This window comes from Virgibacillus sp. Bac332, from assembly GCF_003667785.1.
Taxonomy (GTDB): domain Bacteria; phylum Bacillota; class Bacilli; order Bacillales; family Amphibacillaceae; genus Virgibacillus; species Virgibacillus salarius.
The window spans coordinates 2,006,767-2,026,889 of record NZ_CP033046.1 but is presented as its reverse complement, the minus strand read 5'-3'; the positions used below and the strand labels follow the sequence as shown (position 1 = coordinate 2,026,889).

At 37.3% G+C, this 20,123-nt stretch carries 15 protein-coding genes; all 15 read right to left on the bottom strand.

Annotation, left to right across the window (positions count from 1 at the left end):
- Positions 1-6: 6 nt before the first annotated feature.
- The gene (gatC, locus tag D9782_RS09705) at positions 7-297 is read right to left on the bottom strand and encodes an Asp-tRNA(Asn)/Glu-tRNA(Gln) amidotransferase subunit GatC (RefSeq protein ID WP_121604640.1); all 291 of its coding nucleotides are present in this window, start codon (positions 295-297) and stop codon (positions 7-9) included.
- Positions 298-955: 658 nt separating this feature from the next.
- Complete coding sequence (putP, locus tag D9782_RS09695; protein WP_121604638.1) at positions 956-2,476, bottom strand: sodium/proline symporter PutP; 1,521 nt, start codon at positions 2,474-2,476, stop codon at positions 956-958.
- 926 nt (positions 2,477-3,402) lie between these two features.
- A complete protein-coding gene (locus D9782_RS22860) occupies positions 3,403-3,543 on the bottom strand; it encodes a hypothetical protein (RefSeq protein ID WP_162986367.1) in 141 nt (46 codons plus the stop codon).
- A 13-nt stretch (positions 3,544-3,556) separates the two neighbouring features.
- Complete coding sequence (locus tag D9782_RS09690; RefSeq protein ID WP_371413994.1) at positions 3,557-4,834, bottom strand: helix-turn-helix domain-containing protein; 1,278 nt, start codon at positions 4,832-4,834, stop codon at positions 3,557-3,559.
- A gap of 409 nt (positions 4,835-5,243) precedes the next feature.
- Positions 5,244-6,356, bottom strand: a complete 1,113-nt coding sequence (locus tag D9782_RS09685) for a CamS family sex pheromone protein (RefSeq protein WP_026682834.1) — start codon at positions 6,354-6,356, stop codon at positions 5,244-5,246.
- Between the two features lie 3 nt (positions 6,357-6,359).
- Complete coding sequence (gene ligA / locus D9782_RS09680) at positions 6,360-8,372, bottom strand: NAD-dependent DNA ligase LigA (protein ID WP_121604637.1); 2,013 nt, start codon at positions 8,370-8,372, stop codon at positions 6,360-6,362.
- Positions 8,373-8,385: 13 nt separating this feature from the next.
- Positions 8,386-10,608 carry a DNA helicase PcrA gene (gene pcrA / locus D9782_RS09675; protein WP_121604636.1) on the bottom strand — a complete coding sequence of 741 codons (2,223 nt, stop codon included), beginning with the start codon at positions 10,606-10,608 and terminating at the stop codon, positions 8,386-8,388.
- Positions 10,609-10,626: 18 nt separating this feature from the next.
- Positions 10,627-11,304, bottom strand: coding sequence for a heptaprenylglyceryl phosphate synthase (locus D9782_RS09670; RefSeq protein ID WP_121605863.1), 678 nt, complete (start codon positions 11,302-11,304; stop codon positions 10,627-10,629).
- A 394-nt stretch (positions 11,305-11,698) separates the two neighbouring features.
- Positions 11,699-12,001 (bottom strand): YerC/YecD family TrpR-related protein, encoded by a 303-nt coding sequence (locus D9782_RS09665; protein WP_121604635.1) that lies wholly within the window; start codon positions 11,999-12,001, stop codon positions 11,699-11,701.
- A 21-nt stretch (positions 12,002-12,022) separates the two neighbouring features.
- Positions 12,023-13,072 carry a DUF3048 domain-containing protein gene (locus D9782_RS09660; protein WP_121604634.1) on the bottom strand — a complete coding sequence of 350 codons (1,050 nt, stop codon included), beginning with the start codon at positions 13,070-13,072 and terminating at the stop codon, positions 12,023-12,025.
- Positions 13,073-13,117: 45 nt separating this feature from the next.
- The gene (locus D9782_RS09655; RefSeq protein WP_121604633.1) at positions 13,118-14,860 is read right to left on the bottom strand and encodes an adenine deaminase C-terminal domain-containing protein; all 1,743 of its coding nucleotides are present in this window, start codon (positions 14,858-14,860) and stop codon (positions 13,118-13,120) included.
- Between the two features lie 512 nt (positions 14,861-15,372).
- A complete protein-coding gene (locus D9782_RS09650) occupies positions 15,373-16,263 on the bottom strand; it encodes a M15 family metallopeptidase (protein WP_121604632.1) in 891 nt (296 codons plus the stop codon).
- A 106-nt stretch (positions 16,264-16,369) separates the two neighbouring features.
- Entirely contained in the window at positions 16,370-17,467 is a 1,098-nt protein-coding gene (locus tag D9782_RS09645) for a sensor histidine kinase (protein ID WP_121604631.1), read from the bottom strand.
- On the bottom strand, positions 17,460-18,155 hold the full coding sequence (locus tag D9782_RS09640; RefSeq protein WP_026682843.1) for a response regulator transcription factor: 696 nt from the start codon (positions 18,153-18,155) through the stop codon (positions 17,460-17,462). The genes D9782_RS09645 and D9782_RS09640 overlap by 8 nt, the downstream gene beginning before the upstream one ends.
- A 702-nt stretch (positions 18,156-18,857) precedes the next feature.
- The gene (purD, locus tag D9782_RS09635; RefSeq protein ID WP_121604630.1) at positions 18,858-20,117 is read right to left on the bottom strand and encodes a phosphoribosylamine--glycine ligase; all 1,260 of its coding nucleotides are present in this window, start codon (positions 20,115-20,117) and stop codon (positions 18,858-18,860) included.
- Positions 20,118-20,123 lie beyond the last annotated feature (6 nt).

Here is a 20,123-nt window from a genome sequence, read left to right as displayed (position 1 = left end):
TCCCTCCTACTCCAAAATAGATGGTACACGATACTGTCCATCTTGCTGATCAGGAGCATTTTTCATTGCTTCCTCCTGCGTTATCCACTTCTTTGGCTCATCCTTACGAAGCACATTCTTAATGTCTAACACGTGCGTCGTTGGCTCAACATCTGATGTATCTAATTCGTTAAGCTGCTCCGCATATGTAATGATCGAGCTTAATTGCTCTGTAAACATTTCTACTTCTTCCTCGCTAACTTCCAAACGAGCCAAATGAGCAACATGCTTTACTTGATCCTTCGATATATCTGCCACTAGCTTTCCCTCCAAATCTGTTTCTTCTATATTATATACATCTATTGCTTATCCATAAACTTTGGTAACACTATTGATAATAGCAGAACGACCCAACAATAATCAACTATGAAAGAAAAGCGAAGGTGTTTGATTTACGGTGCAGGAACTGCATCCATGCCTTACGTACGAAGCAGTGTTATTCAAAATGGCAATTTGCCGTTTATGCTTCTATAGGGCATCCACAATTTATAAAGTAAAACTTCCATTCATGGGGGCTGTTTATCTCCACGGATGGTTAGTACCACAAGGGTATGACCTAAAGGCCTCTGAGCCAATCGGACATTTACTGGCAGTTGTCCCCACACTTTTCCTTATTGGATTCACCTTATTGCTTAAATGGGGGGGTTACTGCCAGTTATATGCGGGATAAAAAAAGGCAAATTATTTTAATAAAGAAAAAGCCGAACTATTATTCGAATTAATGGTTGCCCCAGAAGATAGATTTTTCACGCTAACTTCTGGGAGCGATACCTACCTTAACATTCGAATCTGTTCGGCGTTGCTGGTTCTAAAATTTGTTGCGGCTTTGATAAAGTCCTTGAATTCGTTTATACTTTTTTCTATTGTTCTTTCGTTACTAGAAGCAGCGTTTAAGCCACATCTTATTACTTGTGATTTACTCTTTCAATTTTTCTAGGGTCTCGTCAAAGTCTGATTTTAGCTCAGGATCTGGTTTGCCGAGAAGACTCACAACGATTGCTACAATCATATTCATAATGAAGCCGGGAACAATTTCATATAAATCAAAGATTCCACCAGAAAGTAGATCTCCCCAGATAATAACAGTAACTGCACCAACGATAATACCTGCTAGTGCACCATTTCGAGTAATGCCTTTCCAGAATAGTGACAGGATAATGATTGGACCAAACGCTGCACCAAAACCAGCCCATGCATAACCAACGAGATCAAGAACAGAGCTTTCCGGGTTCATGGCAATAATTAATGCTACAATCGCAATCAATACCGTTGCTATTCTTCCAACCCACACTAATTCCTTCGCAGATGCTTTTTTACGGAAAATCGCTTTATAGAAATCCTCCGCTACTGCTGATGAAGATACGAGCAATTGTGAATCTACTGTACTCATAATTGCTGATAAAATAGCAGCTAACAGCACACCAGCTACTACAGGGTGGAATAAAATCTGTGAAAATGCAATAAAGATTTTTTCTGGATCAGCCAACACTTGAAGTCCATCTTGATTAGCCACTTCAATTCCAAATTGGCTTAGAATCGGTACTTCTTGTGTACTTATAAATGCTAATCCAATAAAACCAGTAAATATGGCACCGTAAAGTCCTAAAATCATCCACGCCGTACCAATAAATTTCGCTTTTGGTACATCTTTCGCTGAACGCAATGCCATAAAACGGACTAAAATATGCGGCTGACCAAAATAACCAAGTCCCCATGCTAGTGAAGAAATAATTGCCATTATTCCAACACCTTGAACCATATTAAGATGTGATGGATTGATTTCTCCGACTGCTTGTACAGCGTCACTCCATCCACCCATTTGGTTTAACGCGACAATTGGTACAATAATGAGTGCAAGAAACATAAGAATACCTTGTATAAAATCAGTCCAAGATACTGCCAAAAATCCTCCAAGTAACGTATATGATACAACAACGATCGCACCGATCCAAAGTGCTGTCATATAGTCAAGACCAAAAGATGCCTCAAATAATTTTGCACCTGCAACTAATCCTGAAGATGTGTAAAAGGTGAAGAATAATAAAATTACTAAAGCAGATATAACACGGAGAATATGTGATCTATCCTTAAATCTATTTTCAAGGAAATCAGGGATTGTAATCGAGTTATTTGATACTTCGGTGTAAATACGTAAACGTTTGGCAACAAACTGCCAATTTAAATAAGCACCTGTTGCAAGACCAATTCCCATCCAAGCTTCTGACATTCCAGATGCATAGATTGCGCCTGGTAAACCTAGTAACAGCCATCCACTCATATCAGATGCCCCAGCACTTAATGCTGCAACGCCTGGTCCTAGGTCTCGCCCACCGAGGACATAATCGGATAAGTTATTGGTACGATAATACATGACGACGCCGATAGCCAGCATCCCAAGTAAATATACAATAAAGGTTATTAATGTTGTAAGATCCACGTACTATTTTCTCCTCTCAGTAAATAAAGTAATGATCGATAATAAAAGTACAATTGGCATTGGAACAAATAACCAAAACCAGGTAGCACCTCGAATCGCATATTCCATACAAACAATGCCCCTCTCTCTAAAAATATAGCATTATTATTTTGAGATTCATTTCTCAAATAAGCACATCGACTATGATTTCATATAATTAATTATTTTTCAAGTTACATAGGGCTCACAAATGGCGCCCTATCAAGCTTCCTACTAAATAGAACTATCATATACAGTGATATGTTATGAAGAATAATCATTTTCATACATGAAAGAGATAAGAGTTCCGTATATGTAAATATAGTCCAAATCCTTTTAAATAACTCCTAATAACTCAAAATTTCTATATAAAAATTTTTTTCAATAAATTTTTCAATCTGAGCCATATGCTGTAGATTATTCCGCTAAAGTGCTGGAAGACTTCCACTTTAAGAGCCTGTGTTGGTACAAAAGGGACTAAGTGGGAGAAAACGACACCTAAATACCCAATTTGTTCAGAACCTTTGGGTCATACTCTTGTGGTACGAACATTCTGTAGGTAATAGGTGGAAAACTCCTACGGAATGAAGTTTCACTTTATCGAAACATAAGCGCAAGCGCCAGATTAGAAACGTAGCGACTGGAGCGAATCAACGAAGATAAAGGAATCACGGTGAGCTTGCGAGCCAATGATAACTTATCCTAGAGCGATTCGTGAAGTAGCCTATCTGGGCGCTAGAGCTGGACGTGGCTCAACACGCCCCTATTTCTCCATAGGCTCAAATTTTATATTCTCCTAGACTACAAAAAAAGTCCCGGAATGGGTTCCACGCCATCCCAGGAAAATCCATCATATAGTAATAGGGTAAAAAAATTTAAAAACCAGTTTGCGAAAAAATCAAAAATAACTAAAATTGGTAACTTGGTTGTTCAATAGCCGTAACCTCTGGCTCCAAATCCATGGCTAAATCTGTTGGCTGATCATTTACGAAGAAAAATCCGGCTAAAAGAAGTGTACCAAAAGCAGTGGCTACAAATACTTTTTTCATCATCATCCCCCCTTTATAAATTAATCAATTCATTATAGGTTGAATTTGCTAGCTTATAATATTTAACAGATTCTTTATACTTACCTTTCTCTTCAAAGTGTTTACCAAGCATTTTGGCATAGACAACCAAATTGCCATAATCGCCATGCTCCTTTAGATAAGGTATAAATTCATCTGTTACTAATGATTTAAATTTTTCATCTTCATTATTTAATGCATAGGTGTACGTATGAATAATATAGTAATATAGTTGATAATAATGATTATCTTTAGCTAGGTCCAATATCTCTCTTGCTTTAGCTAACATTTCCTTTGTTTTATCATAGTTTTGAATATTATAATATTCTTGAATTAAGGAAGTAATAGCGGTAAGCCTTCCATTTAGATGTACTGCTTCATCTTCAACCACGTATAGATAGAACTTTATTGCTTCTTTTGTATTACCTACTGTTGAATATAAATATCCTAAGTTTTGATTTGTTAATTGGATCACTTGGTTATTTTTATTAAGCTCACCTAAATGCTTTGCTAGATTATAATTCTTAATTGCCTTATCATACATTTTAATTCGTCGATAGGAGATCCCTAACAGTACATGGCATTGGGCACAACGGATAAAATTATAGTTTCGTTGAAAGACATCCATCGCTTTATTGGCATAATCAATAACTTCCAACGTATTTCGTAACTTACTATTTGTGACAGAAATCGTATAATGTAAATCAGCTACTTCCGTCTCCTCGATATCTACTTGGTTAAGTTTATCCTCTGCGATTTTATATAAACGCATGGCTTGATTAAACTCACCTGTATGCGAATAATAATTCCCTTTAAACTTACACCAGTAATAATGATGAATACTATTAAATGAACCAACCATTTCACTGAGCTCATTTATTTTGGATAGCGCTTTATCAATTTGCCGTAATACCAAATAGTAGCGGATCTTGTGAATTTCAAACATTAACAAACTATCATTAAGACTCTTATCCATCACTGTCTGTAATTCTTTGTATGTACTAACCATTTCATCTTTGTCGTTTACATCATAAAGCATTGCATACCATTGCTTGCATTTTTCCTGAATGTTTTCATCAATTCCATCATTCAATTCGATACCAAGTCGATTACATAGTAATTGAATTATTTCAGGGCTCGCGTCTGTTTTTTTATTTTCGATCTTGGATAAATAGGATAGTGAAACGATGCCTTCTGCTAACTCTCCTTGTGTCATCTCTTGCTTCGTACGCTGCAGTTTGATAAAGGGACCTATTTCTATCAACCTTCCCACCTACCATCTACTTTTTATTATGCTACTTTATTTTGTATAGTCATATTATAACATAATTTCAGATAATTCATATTGGGAAAATAATAGAGAAATGAACACTATTTATAGGCGAAACAGGCAAAAAAACTTTCCAATTTTCCTCACAGAGGAAAATTAGTCCTTGTTCGACATGAATCATGGTAAGAAACCTGAATTATTTATATGACTATTTTATTATGAATTTACAACTTTTCGGAAGTCTTCGAAAAACACAAGTCACTTTTAGGTAATCTGGTCTGTCTCTTTCGTATAAGAATTTACGAAAAATTGTACATTATTGTTTAGTTCTCGTTTGTTTTCCTGACTTTCCTAACCAAATAAAGTAAAAGGATGGAGACGATCTCCATCCTTTTACTTATTACTTTCTTTATTAATGGAAAATATGCACCGTCGGCTTATCGGCTCCTGCCTCACGGTATATCATACTTTCTAGTTTATCACTGGAAGTAATTTTAATCTCTAAATCATAGTAATCCTTAAACATATCCTGTACTAATCCATAGGCATACTGTGTGAAGCCAACCACTTCACCTTTTCCGTAGAATTCAATCGGGATTTCAATTGTCATCTTTTGCAATTCTTCATTCATATAGAATCCTTCCCCAATGACTCCTACATAGTTTGGAAAATATGAAGCAATTTCTTTTCCAAAGCTAGTAACGATCTCTTGATCCTCATAATATTTTTTCTTCCCCTCGTCGGAAGGGAATAAAACATATTCTTCATCAATCGTATCCCAATCACCAATGGATGCACTATTACTAGGAACATTAGTCTTTGCAATAAAATTTCCTGGAACTGGGGAAGATTGATCTTCCTCCCTATATAAAGCCATCATCACGGGTACTTTTTCTAAGCCCTCGATTTCTCGAATACTTTTTATGACCTTCTGGGCAATCTTATTTCCTTCCTTTAGCATTTCAGACTTGGAAATCGATTCATAATAGTAGGGACCACCGGGCTCCGTTTGGAAGCGATAGACGGACTTCATTGCAATTCCAATCGATATTCCGGCTAATTCTACAGATTTATCCTCTTTTTTTACCAAGTAATTTTGCTCTAAAATATGAGAAAGATAACGTGGATTATCCTCAAAGTATTTTTTCTTGGCCTTTTCCTTTTTAGGCGGGTTTAACTTATCAATCCACTTAAGCACAGTATCTTCATCAATATACTGACCTTCCTGAAATAAATATTTCTTCGGATCATACACTTCCTTGGATTGACGACGTAATCCTTCCTCCATCTCATCAATATCTAGTCGATTGGCCACTTGTCCAACGATGACTCCCCTAGCTTTCCCCGGTTCAAAGGGAAGAATCATTTTATAATTTTCCTCCGATAATTGATAGCTTGGTACGATTGCTGTTTCCTGCTTCGAATCAGACTCATCGTTTTGAACAACTTCTTCTTCATTGACATCGGGAGCACAGCTTGTCACGAATAAAAGCACGCCCAGTAACCAAATACTTAATTTTTTCATGACTTACACTCCTCCATTTTCAATAGCTTGCTGAAATTGTTCTTCATTCCATACGTCAACTTCAAGCTTCTGGGCTTTCACCAGCTTCGATCCGGCATCTTCTCCCGCGATTAGGATATCCGTCTTTTTACTAACACTGCCAGTAACAGACCCACCTAACCCCTCAATAATTTCCTTTGCTTGAGGCCGAGTAAAATACTCCATTTTCCCTGTTAATACAATCGTCTTCCCATGAAATATGCTTTCCTCTGTTTGTGTAGAAGGCTTCGTCCCTAAATACGTCATGTTAATTCCCAGATCTCTTAGCTCATTTAAGAGATCAATAACTTGCTGCTCTTGAAAATATTGCGCGATTGAATCAGCCATTTTATCTCCAATTTCATTTATTTCTAATAGGTCTTCATATGTTACTTTTTGCAGGTTATCCATCGTTTCAAATTCCATTGCTAATGTCTTTGCAGCCTTTGATCCGACAAATCGAATACCTAATCCAAACAGCAGGCGCTCCAGTGAATTCTCCTTTGATACTTCAATAGCACGTAATAAATTATCAACTGACTTTTCGCCCATACGTTCTAACTCAAGCAATTCTTCTTTTTTCAGACGGTAAATATCAGCTATTGTATGCACAAGGTTCTCCTGAAAAAGTTGAATAATTACTTTCTCTCCTAAACCATCAATATTCATAGCATTACGTGAAACAAAGTGAATAAGCCCTTCCTTTAATTGCGCAGGACAACTAGGATTAATACAACGTAAGGCAACTTCCTCTTCTAATCTAACTAATTCACTCCCACAGGCTGGACATTCAGCTGGCATATGGAATTCCTGCTCTGAGCCAGTACGCGCTTCGACCATCGCTCGTACCACTTTCGGGATAATATCACCAGCTTTTTTAATCACTACGGTATCGCCAATACGGATATCCTGTTCTCGGATAAGATCCTCATTGTGCAAGGAAGCTCGTTGTACGGTAGTTCCAGCTACTTTTACAGGGTTGAGAATAGCCGTTGGTGTGACAACGCCAGTTCTCCCTACACTTAATTCAATATCCGTTAATTTTGTTACTGCTTCTTCTGCTGGAAATTTATAAGCAATTGCCCAGCGTGGACTTTTCGCAGTAAAACCTAACTCCTCTTGTTGCTTGAGATTATTTACTTTTATAACTATCCCATCGATTTCATAATTTAAATTTGGACGTTCATTCATCCAATAGGAAACATACTCTAAAACTTCATCAATGGTATCGCATTTTTTCCACTCTGGGTTTGTTTTCAGCCCTAACTCCTTCAGTCGTTCCAAACGCTCACTATGTGTGGTTAGTTTACTATTTTCCCACACACCAACCCCATAGAGAAAGATGTCCAAATTTCGCTTAGCAGCAATCTTTGGGTCAAGCTGCCGTAAAGAACCTGCTGCCGCATTACGAGGATTCGCAAAGGGCTCTTCCTCATTTGCTTCTTTTTCCTTATTTAAGGCTAAAAACGATTGATGAGGCATAAATGCTTCACCACGAACTTCAATGGTTTCCGTTTCTTTAATGGATAGTGGGATACTACGAATGGTTCGCAGATTACTAGTAATATCCTCACCTGTCGTACCATCCCCACGCGTAGCTCCACGTACCAATTTTCCATTTTCATACGTCAGCGAAACAGCTAAACCATCAATTTTTAATTCACAGACAAATTGAACTGGTTCATCTGTTCCCTGACTTGCGCGTCGTGCAAAATCTCGCAAATCCTGTTCATTAAACGCATTTCCCAAGCTTAACATCGGAATCTTATGCTGAACTTTTTGAAATGCGTCTAACGGTTCTCCGCCCACTCTTTGCGTTGGAGATTCGGCAGTTACCAGGTCTGGAAAAGCCTCTTCAAGTTTTCGCAGTTCCTGCATTTTCTGGTCATAGACCACATCTGGAACGGAAGGGTTATCCAGCACGTGATATTCATAATTATAGTGATTTAAAATTTCGGTTAATTGCTTAACCTTATCTTGTGCCTGTTGTCGATCCATGCAAGCACCTCCCTTACTCCTTCGTGATTGGCGCAAATTTAGCCAAGACTCGTTTTATACCTACTGGCGCTGGAAAAGCAATATCTAACTCCATTGCCTCTCCTTCTCCTTGAACTTTAACAACTGTACCAACACCCCATTTTTTATGGCGTGCCTTCTCACCAGGTCCCCACGTCTCATTCTCTGCACCTGTCGTTTTTTGCATACGCTCCGCTTTACGTTTCATAGGTGCAGGAGCTGGCTTAGATTTCTGTCCGATACTTCCACCAAACATAGACATTTTCGCTTCTTCCATTCCATCAATTAATTCTTCTGGAATTTCATTAATAAATCGACTAACGGGGTTCATGTTCGTCCGGCCGAAAAGTGTACGCATTTTAGCATGCGTCATATAAAGCTCTTTCTCCGCTCTCGTAATACCTACATAAGCTAGTCTTCGTTCTTCTTCCATTTCTTCTTCATCTAACATCGAACGACTGTGCGGGAAAACATTTTCTTCTAAACCGATTAAGAAGACAACCGGAAATTCTAGTCCTTTGGCCGCGTGTAATGTCATTAATGTAATTTTTTCCTCTGCCTCTGTCTCTTCTTCATCTACTTGATCAATGTCAGCAATTAAAGCGAGATCTGTTAAAAAAGCAACAAGTGTCTTGTCCTCACTGGTTTCTTCAAAATCCTTTGTTACAGTCATAAATTCTTCCAAGTTTTCCAAGCGACTTTGCGCCTCGATCGTTCGTTCATTTTTCAGCATTGTTTCATAGCCTGTCCGTTCTAAAACGGCTTCTACCATATCGGTTGCAGTAAGAAACTCTTGCTGCTGCGATAATGTACGAATAAGATTACCAAATTCCGCTAGAGCATTTGCGGCCTTTTTCGAAACACCGGTAAAATCAACCTCTTTAACTGCTTCATGAAAGGATATATCATGGAGTGCTGCATATTCACGTAATCGATCAATGGATGTTTTTCCGATTCCTCTTTTTGGAACATTAACAACGCGTTCAAAGCTAAGGTCGTCATCGGGATTAGCTATAAGTCGAAGGTAAGCTACCATATCTTTAATTTCCTTACGATCATAGAACTTAGTACCACCTACCATTTGATAGGAAATATTTGACTTCACTAATGTGTCCTCAATCGCACGTGACTGTGCATTTGTTCTGTACAGTATTGCCACTTCACTTGGTGAATATCCTTGACTACGCGTTAATTCTTGAATCTTTTCAGTTACAAACAATGCCTCTTCTTGTTCTGTAGCACCTTGAAAGTAATGAATATTTTTACCTTCTGGATTTTCTGTCCACAGCTTCTTTGGTTTTCTTCCACTATTGCGTTCGATAACTTTATTAGCGGCTTGTAAAATTGATTTCGTTGATCGGTAATTCTGCTCCAACAAAATTGTCCGTGATGTTGGATAATCCTTCTCAAAAGTAAGGATATTGGTAATATCAGCTCCCCGCCAACGATAGATCGATTGATCCGAGTCACCAACAACACAAAGGTTTTGATACCTGCTTGCAAGTTGTTTCACAAGTGCATATTGTGCATGGTTTGTATCTTGATACTCATCAACATGAATGTATTGAAATCTCCTTTGATAATATTCCAATACCTCTGGTACTCGTTGAAAAAGATGTATCGTCTGCATAATTAAATCATCGAAGTCCAGAGATTGATTTTTTTGTAGCATCTTTTGATAAGCCTCATATACTTGACCTACTTGACGATCAAAGAAGTTACCTACCTTTTTATTAAATTCTTCAGCAGTAACTAATTCATTTTTCGCAGCACTAATTTGTCCTAGCATTGCTCGTGGCTCAAATTTCTTTGGATCCATATTAAGGTTTTTTAAAATTTGTTTAATCGCAGACAACTGGTCACTGCTGTCCAAGATAGTAAAGTTACTGTTATAACCAATTCGGTCAATATCTCTTCGTAAAATTCGTACACACATGGAGTGAAAGGTCGAAACCCACATTTGATCACTCTCAGGTCCAACTAATTTACGCACGCGTTCTTTCATCTCACGTGCAGCTTTATTCGTAAATGTAATTGCTAAAATATTACGAGGAGAAACGTCCTTTTCTCCTAATAAGTAAGCAATCCGATGGGTTAATACTCTTGTCTTTCCACTTCCTGCACCGGCCATAATAAGTAAAGGGCCGTCTGTATGTGTAACAGCTTCTTTTTGCTGTTTATTTAATCCTTTTAATAAGTCATCTTTTGTTTGACTCATTTTTACACCGCCTAACTATTAACTATCTTTTACCGCTTTTACCGTTTTTAATGCTTGCTTGATATCTGTATATATACGATTGCCAACGATAATTACATCCGCGTGTTCTTTCATTTCCCGTGCCTGTTGGACTGTTTCAATACCACCACCGTAAAACAATAGTGAATGTTCCAATTGAGCTTTTACTTTTTCGACCAGCACTGGGTCCCCGTAGGTTCCACTATACTCCATATAAAAGACAGGCAAGTGAAAAACCTTATCTGCCATATAAGCATACGCAATCACATCATCTTCATCCGGTAAATAGCTGTTCGTATGTATGAAAGCTTTTGCGTCCTTATTCAATATACAATATCCTTCAAATAATATCTCACTATACTCAAGCATATCAACAAATTCTTTAATAGCTTGATGTTGAATATCCATCATCCACTTTTTTTCCTTCGAATTAAGCACCATAGGAATATAGTAATAATCAAAGCCTGGAGTTATTGCATCCATGGATGAAATCTCTAAAATACAAGGTACTGTATATCTACGTATTCTTGAGAGTAGATCAAGCACGCCATCTAATGTTATGTTATCTGTCCCACCTACAATTATGGCATCTGTCCCTGACTCACAAACCATTTCTAAATGTTCATCTGAGATTTCTTTGGCAGGATCAAGCTTAAAAATATGCTGCCAAGCATTCATTGTTTTATCCAAAATAATAGTCCTCCATCATTATAATCCATTAGTTTATTATATCAAAAAACATTCTAGGAATTTAGAGATAAGGATAATCTTTTTACGTAAAACATGCGTGAGTCCATATATTTTAACGAAAACGCTGTACACTGCAAACAAGTGGATTTATTATCAACTGTTAAGCAAAAAGTTAACTTCATCGTTTCTTGCTGTATGTGCTAATCTATTCTTGATCTTCATAGGACAGCTTCCTAGAGCACATATAGTGGTCGGGAAACCAGCGTTATCTTACCAAGAAGTTTTTTGACCCACATTAAAGCTTCCCAGAACCCTTGGCATAGCTCGAGAGGTTCAAAAACAAAAACTAGAAATGTCGATGATGACATTTCTAGTTTTTTGTTTAATCGTCTTTGTCCTCTATGATGCGATCAAGTACTAATTGATACCCTTCACTTCCAAAATTAATGCACCGTCTTACTCGTGATATCGTAGCAGTTGATGCATTTGTCTCCTGTTCAATTGCATTATACGTACTTCCATCCATTAGCATTTTTGCTACTTGTAATCGTTGGGAAATAGAATGGATTTCTGACATCGTTGCAATATCATCAAAAAAACGATAGCATTCTTCCCGGTCTTTTAATGAAAGGATTGCATCAAATAATTGATCCAATTGTTTCCCACGTAGTTTATCTATTTGCACACCAAAGCCCTCCTGCTTCCATTACTCATTTGATATCGTTACGGCTCTCTTTATACCAGGTTCGGTCGGAATCACATTAATCCACGTTTTTCCTGGAGCAAATGCAACTTCTTTCCCGTCTTTCATTGGAACAATTCTTCCATTTCTATTTTCCCAGCGAAGTTCTTGAACTACACCTTTTTGCAAGAGATAAGCATCTCCACCTGATTGTAAATCGATAGCCCGACGACCAGCATCATCAATTACTTCATGATGAGTCTCTATTATAAATACATTACTAGCCTGAATAGCTTCCTCGGATTCTAACTCTATTGTCTTTTCCTGATCACTGTATCTTGTATATGCTTGCGAACGTTTATTATAATCAAATTCAACAATCTCCGTAGGCGTATCGGAATATACAATTTTCACATGGTTACCAGGTTCACCAGCTACCTGCTCACCTTCTGATAAGAAAGGCAAGGGCTCATACGTTGCTTTCGTATCATAGCCTTTCGCTTCTGCTTTTTCATAGACAGATCCAAGCTGTAAATACGAATTATGCGGTGCCTTTCTAAAAGGTTCACGTTTAAATAATACACCATCATTATCATAAAACGAACCATTCAAATGGTCAATTCCCCGCTGTTCTATCCTATCATTTACAAATCCAGCAGCCCCATGATAAACATAGATTGCATTATAATCATTTGCTAGTTCGAAATAGTATTCTCTCGCACTTCGTACAGGTCCTACAACATCTGGCATTTCACTTTGGAAGAGTGCTAAAAACCGAGTGATTTTACCTTCTGCTAGCATTTCAAATACGATATCTGCTTTCGATAATCCTGTCTGTGGTCTAGCTTTTGTGTGATTATTAACCATTACACCTACCATTCTATTATTAACGACTTCATCTGTACCTATTCCTGTAAGTGGATACATATTTTCATATTCTTCCGGGACTTGGAACGAATCGGACTTCTGTTCCAAGCCAGAATCCTTCGATTCATTATCACGAGCTTCCTTTTCATCATTACACGCTGCAAGAAATATAAAAGCTAGAAAAACGATACATAATAATTTTTTCATATTCCACAACACCTTTGAAAAGTTAGTATAGTATTATATTATACGCTAACACATCGTTGCCGGGAATAGAACTTCTTTTTTCTTCACATCGATAATTCCTTGTTGTGTAATTCGTATATAAGGTAGATGTGTTGACGCAAGAAAGAAGATGGAATATACCGGATCTTGAAATGGATAGCCAAAATCCTGTAAATAATCCTTTAATTCTTTCTCCTTTTCAATAAGCTCTTTCATATCTCCATCAAACATCATACCACTTAGAGAAAGCGGAATTTCTAAAAGAATCTTCCCTTGATGGACGAGGACAATACCTCCACCCATTTCTTTTATCCGTTTCCCCGCAAGTATAATATCTTGTTTATCCTTACCAATGAACACAAAGTCTCCAGTTGTTGAATACGAGCTGGCAAGGGCACCTAATTTACTAGTAAATCCGCGTAATGTTGTATTAACTCGCCACTTTCCTTTTCTGTCCAGCATTAATAAAAAGGCCTCATTTGTTTGCTCAGGAAGTCTATCGACCGTTATATCGATTTCAATTGGATAAGGCTTCATAATGACATCATTCACCATTTCTAAACCAATTGGAACGGAAAATTGCAGTTCATTTTTTCCTAGTTCCCAATCTAAATTCAACGGTTTAAGTCCGTATGCTTGCCAATCAATTTTTTGGTGAACGGTTTCTTCCGCTCCATTTTTTACAATCCATTTTCCTTTAGCAAGGACACTTTCTGGATGCGGATTATCCTTTGCATATAAGATATTAATATGAGCAAGCCGACCAGGCGCAATACTTCCCAATTGTTCTTCCATGCGAAGATGCTTAGCAGCGTTAAAGCTCCCCATCAGATATGCCTCCTCCAATGGAATACCTTTTTTGATAGCAATATCAATACAGACATTCATTAAGCCATCTTCATAAAATCCAGGTGTAGCTCCATCCGTTGTCATCGTTAAATGATCAAATGACTTTAGGTCAAGCGCAATCAGCTCTGCTAGTATCCTTGGCAAGTCTGGTCGAATGGAGGAGTAGCGTAAACCAACTTGATACCCTAGCTGTAAACGCCGGATTACTTCTTCTCCTGTCATCGATTCATGGTCTGCATTAATTCCTAATAATTTCATTTTCGTTAATGTCCGTTTAGACGCACCCGGAAAATGCCCTTCAACCGGCTTTCCATGTCGCTTCGTCTCTTGTATCCAGTAAAGTAGCCGATCATCCCCAGCTAATAGTTCTGGCCATGCGGTTAATTCGCCACCCTGTAAAACGGCTGGATGCTTAATCCATTCTAAGACGTCTTCCGTATGAAAGATATCATCTTGCTGCTGCATTTCAGTTTGAGCGTCAAACCTTGCCCACCAATACATTGACACAGGTAGCTTACGAAATTCATCCAATATAGAAAACGCTTTCTTTTTTTGCAACAAAAAAAGCCATAACAGGTTATCATTTACTAATGTCGTTGTACCAGTCCTTCCAGCATGTTTTGCCAATTGTTCTGGATTATACAGTTGGAATGGATGTGCGTGTGGCTCGATATAACCTGGCACTGCATACTTTCCCTGACAGTCATAAACTTCCGTACGGTTCATATTTTTAGGAGTTTTGTCTCCAACATATACGATCCGATCCTCATCGATCCAAATGTTCGCTTGTAACCATTGTTTTGTATACGCATTTAAATACGTGCAATTTGTTAAAACTAATGTCGGTGACGACGCTTCATCAATCACTCGAACATGTTGCCTAATTTCTCTATTTCTCCAGTGATATCCGTTATTTTGCATGGTTAAACAACTCTCTCCATCTTAATATTTCTTTTTCATTTCCTAACCGTATACCTTCTGTAAAGATATAAATACTGTTAACAGCTAACTTTATCCGTAACAACCAAATCCCTTCGTAGTTGCTTAGCTAAACCCTGTTCGGCAGGGAAGCATAAGTGAACTCATGACTTACAAACCTCTAGCTTACTTGAATAAAGTGGGAGGCTTACTGCGGACAAAAAAGATCTAAGCCGATATTTTCCTTTATTTTACCATATTTTTTGCTTTCTCACTGTAATGTTTTTGTAAACTAAAGTGAAATTTTTGTGAAGACAGGAATGGCACTTTTCAAGTGTTACTAACTCTAGGTAACGATCACAGTAAACAGTAATAGATAAATTTTCAGTAGGGATTCTTCATTAATAGTTATATGCGGGATATAATTCGAGTTTAACTGATTCTTTCAGGATATTAAAAAGACTAAACCAACACTAGATTTAGCCATTGTATCAAATTTATCTCTATCCATTCTGCTATATTTGAGTACCGCTATCCATATTCTGCTTTATTGTCACAATTACTCCATCCATATTATTACCTGAGATAGTATATTCACTATCGGCTGGTACCAATATTTTTGGATGGTCTTCTGAAACAGGAAAGAAGCAAATTAGGAATTTCTCCCCTTGGTATGTTGTTGCTATTTGCTTTTCTTTCTTTAAATAAGTTAAATACTCTTCCAATACGAGATTCTTTTCATACATAATTGCACTATGAGGTAGACCAACATAACGTAAATGCCATGGCTCATATTCAATACCTGTAATATGCACTTTAGCTTTAGGATAGCGAAGTACAAACCCAAATTTCCAAGCGTTTTTTTGTATCCAAGCTCCCTCCGCTGCATATTTAATACTTTCCTTCGTAGATCCAACATCTAGAGCCAATCCTAAATTATGCTCACTATAACCTGGTGGTAAAGCATAATCTTTTCCCTTTTCCTCGTATAACACTTTTTGTTCCTCTTGGTCTCTAAAAGCACTACTTAATAAAAAGTTATGCACATTATCCTTTTGGGCAGCTTCAACCATGTCCGAGAATTTTCTAGCTACTTTTTCGGATAAACGTAGATCTTGATGGAGCAATCCATAATTTGCGATTAATTCTCGATGGTTAATTAATTGGATCATATCTTTTTTAATATATCGTTCCTTTACAGGAAATTCATCATTAACTAATAATAATTCACCCTGATACATTTCTTCCTTATTTATTTCTTTTTCTTGTAAATCAAATTGTTCCAAATTGATATTTTCCTTTGGAACCATATTTGGTTTATCTTCATTTAATACGGATACAGGGGTAATATATACCATGCCTATTACAATAGATAAAAACAACAATATGAAAAACCACTTCTTCATGTAGAACTTTCCCTCCTTGATTTCTTCTCTCTATACACATCTTAGGAAAATATCTTTAATAAAAAAGTGGGTAAAATCTTAAATATTTCTTAACTAATTCTGTTTCTTACTCATCATCACTGCTAGTAAGACGAACTTCAAATACGGTTTGCTTCAAATTACTCTTTGCAGTGATTGTGCCGTTATGTTGCTCTATTATATTCTTTGCTATAAATAAGCCCAGTCCGCTTTTATTTTTTTGCATCGTTCGTGATTTATCTCCTGTATAAAACATATCAAATATATGTGGTAAATCTTCATCTGCTATGATACTTCCATAATTAATAACTTGGATAATAGCTTCCTGATTTTCTTGAAAAGCACGAATATCAATAAATTCCCCATCGGACCCATACCGATTGGCATTTGTTAGTAAATTTTCAAATACACGAGCTAGTAAATCACCATCCCCTAAAGTCATCAAATTAGATTGGATATCCTGTCGTAAATGTAGAGAACTTTTTTCAAAAATTGGATACATTTCTTCTGCTAATTGATAAAGTAAAGCAGATATATTAATTTTTGTTTTTTCAATAGAATACATATGGTCATTCATTTTTGTTATCTCAAATAATTCATCTAACAGTCTCTCTAAGCGTTGCGATTTATTAAATGCAATTTTTAAGAAATGCATCTTTTCTTCTTCACCAAGTGTTTTATCCTTTAAGATAATTTCTATATATCCTAAAACAGAGGTGAGCGGTGTTCGTAGATCATGTGCTAAATTCACAATTAAATGATCCTTACTACTTTCTAAGAACTCCCCCTTTTCAATTGCTTCTTTCAGTCTAGCACTAGTCCGATTAATATCGTTTGCTATATCATTAAATTCATCTTTAGACGATAGCTTGACCTGGTAATCAAAATCACCTTGAGCTAATTGCCGAATACCTTTTGAGATTTTATTGAAATACGTTGTATATGGCTTCATTAACATATAGAAAAACAAAAAGGAAAACACAATGAATATGAAAAGAAAGACATATACATCACCAATCGTTCGAATAAATTCACGAATAGCATGCCCAGTGCTACCATAATCAACTGTAGAATAATACTGCTTCGCAAGCATGATAATGAGATATGTTAAAAGACCTGATAATAAACTACTTAAAGCAAACATACCAATTATTTTTGCGCGAAAACTTCTCAACCATTTAACCATCAAATGTGTAGCCAACCCCCCATACCGTTTTTATAAACTTATTCTTTCTTTTATCTTCTTTTAACTTTTTTCGTAATGTTCTTATATGAACCATCACTGTATTCGCACCATCATAATAGGTATCTCCCCAAACGATTTGCATAATCTTGTCAACACTATAAACCTTTCTCGGATGCTTTGCTAATAAATATAGAATCTCAAATTCTTTACGGGTTAATTCAACTTTTTCATTTAATAGATAAACTACATGCTCTTCCTTAGAAATAGTTAGTTCACCAAACTCCATATTGGCTGTTGACATTAATTTGGTTTCATTTAATTTTTTGTATCTTCTTAACTGTGCTTGAACGCGTGCCATAAGCTCCATTGGGGAGAATGGTTTAATCATATAGTCGTCACCACCAATAACAAGCCCCTGCACTTTATCGAATTCAGAGGTCTTGGCACTCAAAAAAATAATAGGCATATTATGTTTCTCTCTTATCAGCCTTGTTACTTCATACCCATCCATTTCTGGCATCATAATATCTAGAATCACTAAATCGATAGATTGCTGATCAATCACTTTCATAGCTTCTTTTCCGTTATAAACTTTATGGACTTTATATCCTTCCTTCTCTAAATGAATAGCTAATAAATCAGCTATCTCTTTTTCGTCGTCTGCAACGACAATTGAGGCATCGTTCATGTCAGATTCACCACTTTCCTTCTAGCATTACCCTTAAACCAATTTATCTTTCTTTATATTTTACACGTGCTATCATAAAACACAATTACTATTAATTTGCTTCAGATTGCTCATTGTTCCACCTTTTTATAATCACTAAATATTTCATGGTAAGTCATATATAAAAGCATCCTTGCATGCCCTTCCAAGATAAAAGGGGATTCAAGAGCAAAAGTGCAAGCGCCCGATTAGAAGCGTAGCGACTGGATCGAGTCAACGGAGATAAAGGAATCTCGATGTGGTTCGGAGCCATAATGGCTTTGATTAGGGCGATTCGTGAAGTCGCCTTGTTTCTGGGCGCTGGACGGTGGGTCCACACGTCCAGATTTATCAAGATGGGCAAATTTTATAATTTCCTTAATTTCCCGGACTATAAAAAAACAGCTACCATCCTATAAGGAGAGTAGCTGGTTTTCCTAATATTATCATCTGTCATATAAAATGAAACTTCAATCCGTTTGGGGGTTGTTTATCCCCCAATTTAGTACCACGGATATGACCTAAAGGCCTTTAAACCTATCGGACATTTACTGGCAGACAATCCCACACTTTACCCATATTGGTTTCCTCAATTGTTTGATCTAACAATTGAGTAGCTGTTTAACAAACAATATTTCTATCCACTAGCTGAATACTCTCCAAAAATATAGGGAAGTACCGTTTTTATGCTTGCTTCATTTCAATTTTTGCAATATCGGTTCGATAAAAGAATCCACCATCCTTCTTTACGCTAGCAAATGCGGTATATGCATTTCTCGCTGCTTCTTCTATCGAGGCTGCAGTTGATCCAGCCAACAGCACACGCCCTCCATCCGAGACAAACACGCCGTCTGCTTGTTTTGTCCCTGCATGAGCGATAAAAGCACGTTCTGTATGCAGCGTAGGTAATTCAACCCCTTTTTGGTAAGCACCTGGATATCCTTCAGAGGCTAAAACAACTCCAACGCAAGCTTTGTTATGCCATTGAAGCTCTGGGTTTCTACCTGCTAGGACATCGAGAACTACTTGAACAAGATCATTTTTTAATAATGGTAGTACAACCTGTGTTTCCGGATCACCAAACCGGGTATTAAACTCAATTACTTTAGGTCCATCTTCTGTATTCATTAAACCCGCATAAAGAATTCCCGTAAAGGCTCTACCTTCTTCTATTAAACCGTCCACTGTTTTCTGTAAAATATGCGTATATGAAAAATCAATATCTGCTTGAGTGAGGTCTGGTACTGGTGAAAAAGCCCCCATCCCCCCTGTATTTGGGCCGTGATCCTGATCATATGCCCGCTTATGATCTCTTGCAGGTACCATTGGATATACCTGATTTTCATGGACAAACGCCATTAGGGAAAATTCTTCCCCTTGAAGAAACTCCTCTATCACAATGGTAGATCCCGCCTCATCAAAGGTTTTTTCTACAAGCATCTCTTCTACAGCAGTAAACGCTTGCTCCTTTGTTTCGGCAACAATAACGCCTTTCCCTGCAGCCAAGCCGTCTGCCTTTATAACAATTGGCGCTCCCTTTTCTGCGATATAGGCTTTTGCTTGTTCAACAGATGTAAAGGACTGATAGGCAGCAGTTGGTATGTCGTATGCTTGCATAAATTGTTTTGCAAATTGCTTACTTCCCTCTAATAATGCCGCTTCTTTCGTCGGTGCAAAAATAGCTAAACCAGCTTCATTAAATTTGTTAGCAATTCCCGCATTCAATGGATTTTCTGGTCCAATGATTGTTAAATCAATCGCTTCCTCTTTTGCAAATGCTAGAAGTCCATCTATATCTAACTCATCAATTGGTATACACGTTGCTTGCTCAGCAATCCCACCGTTTCCAGGGGCTGCATAAATCGCGGAAACACGTTCACTTTCAGCCACTTTCATAATGATGCTATGTTCACGTCCACCTCGACCAACTACTAAAATCTTCATGAAATA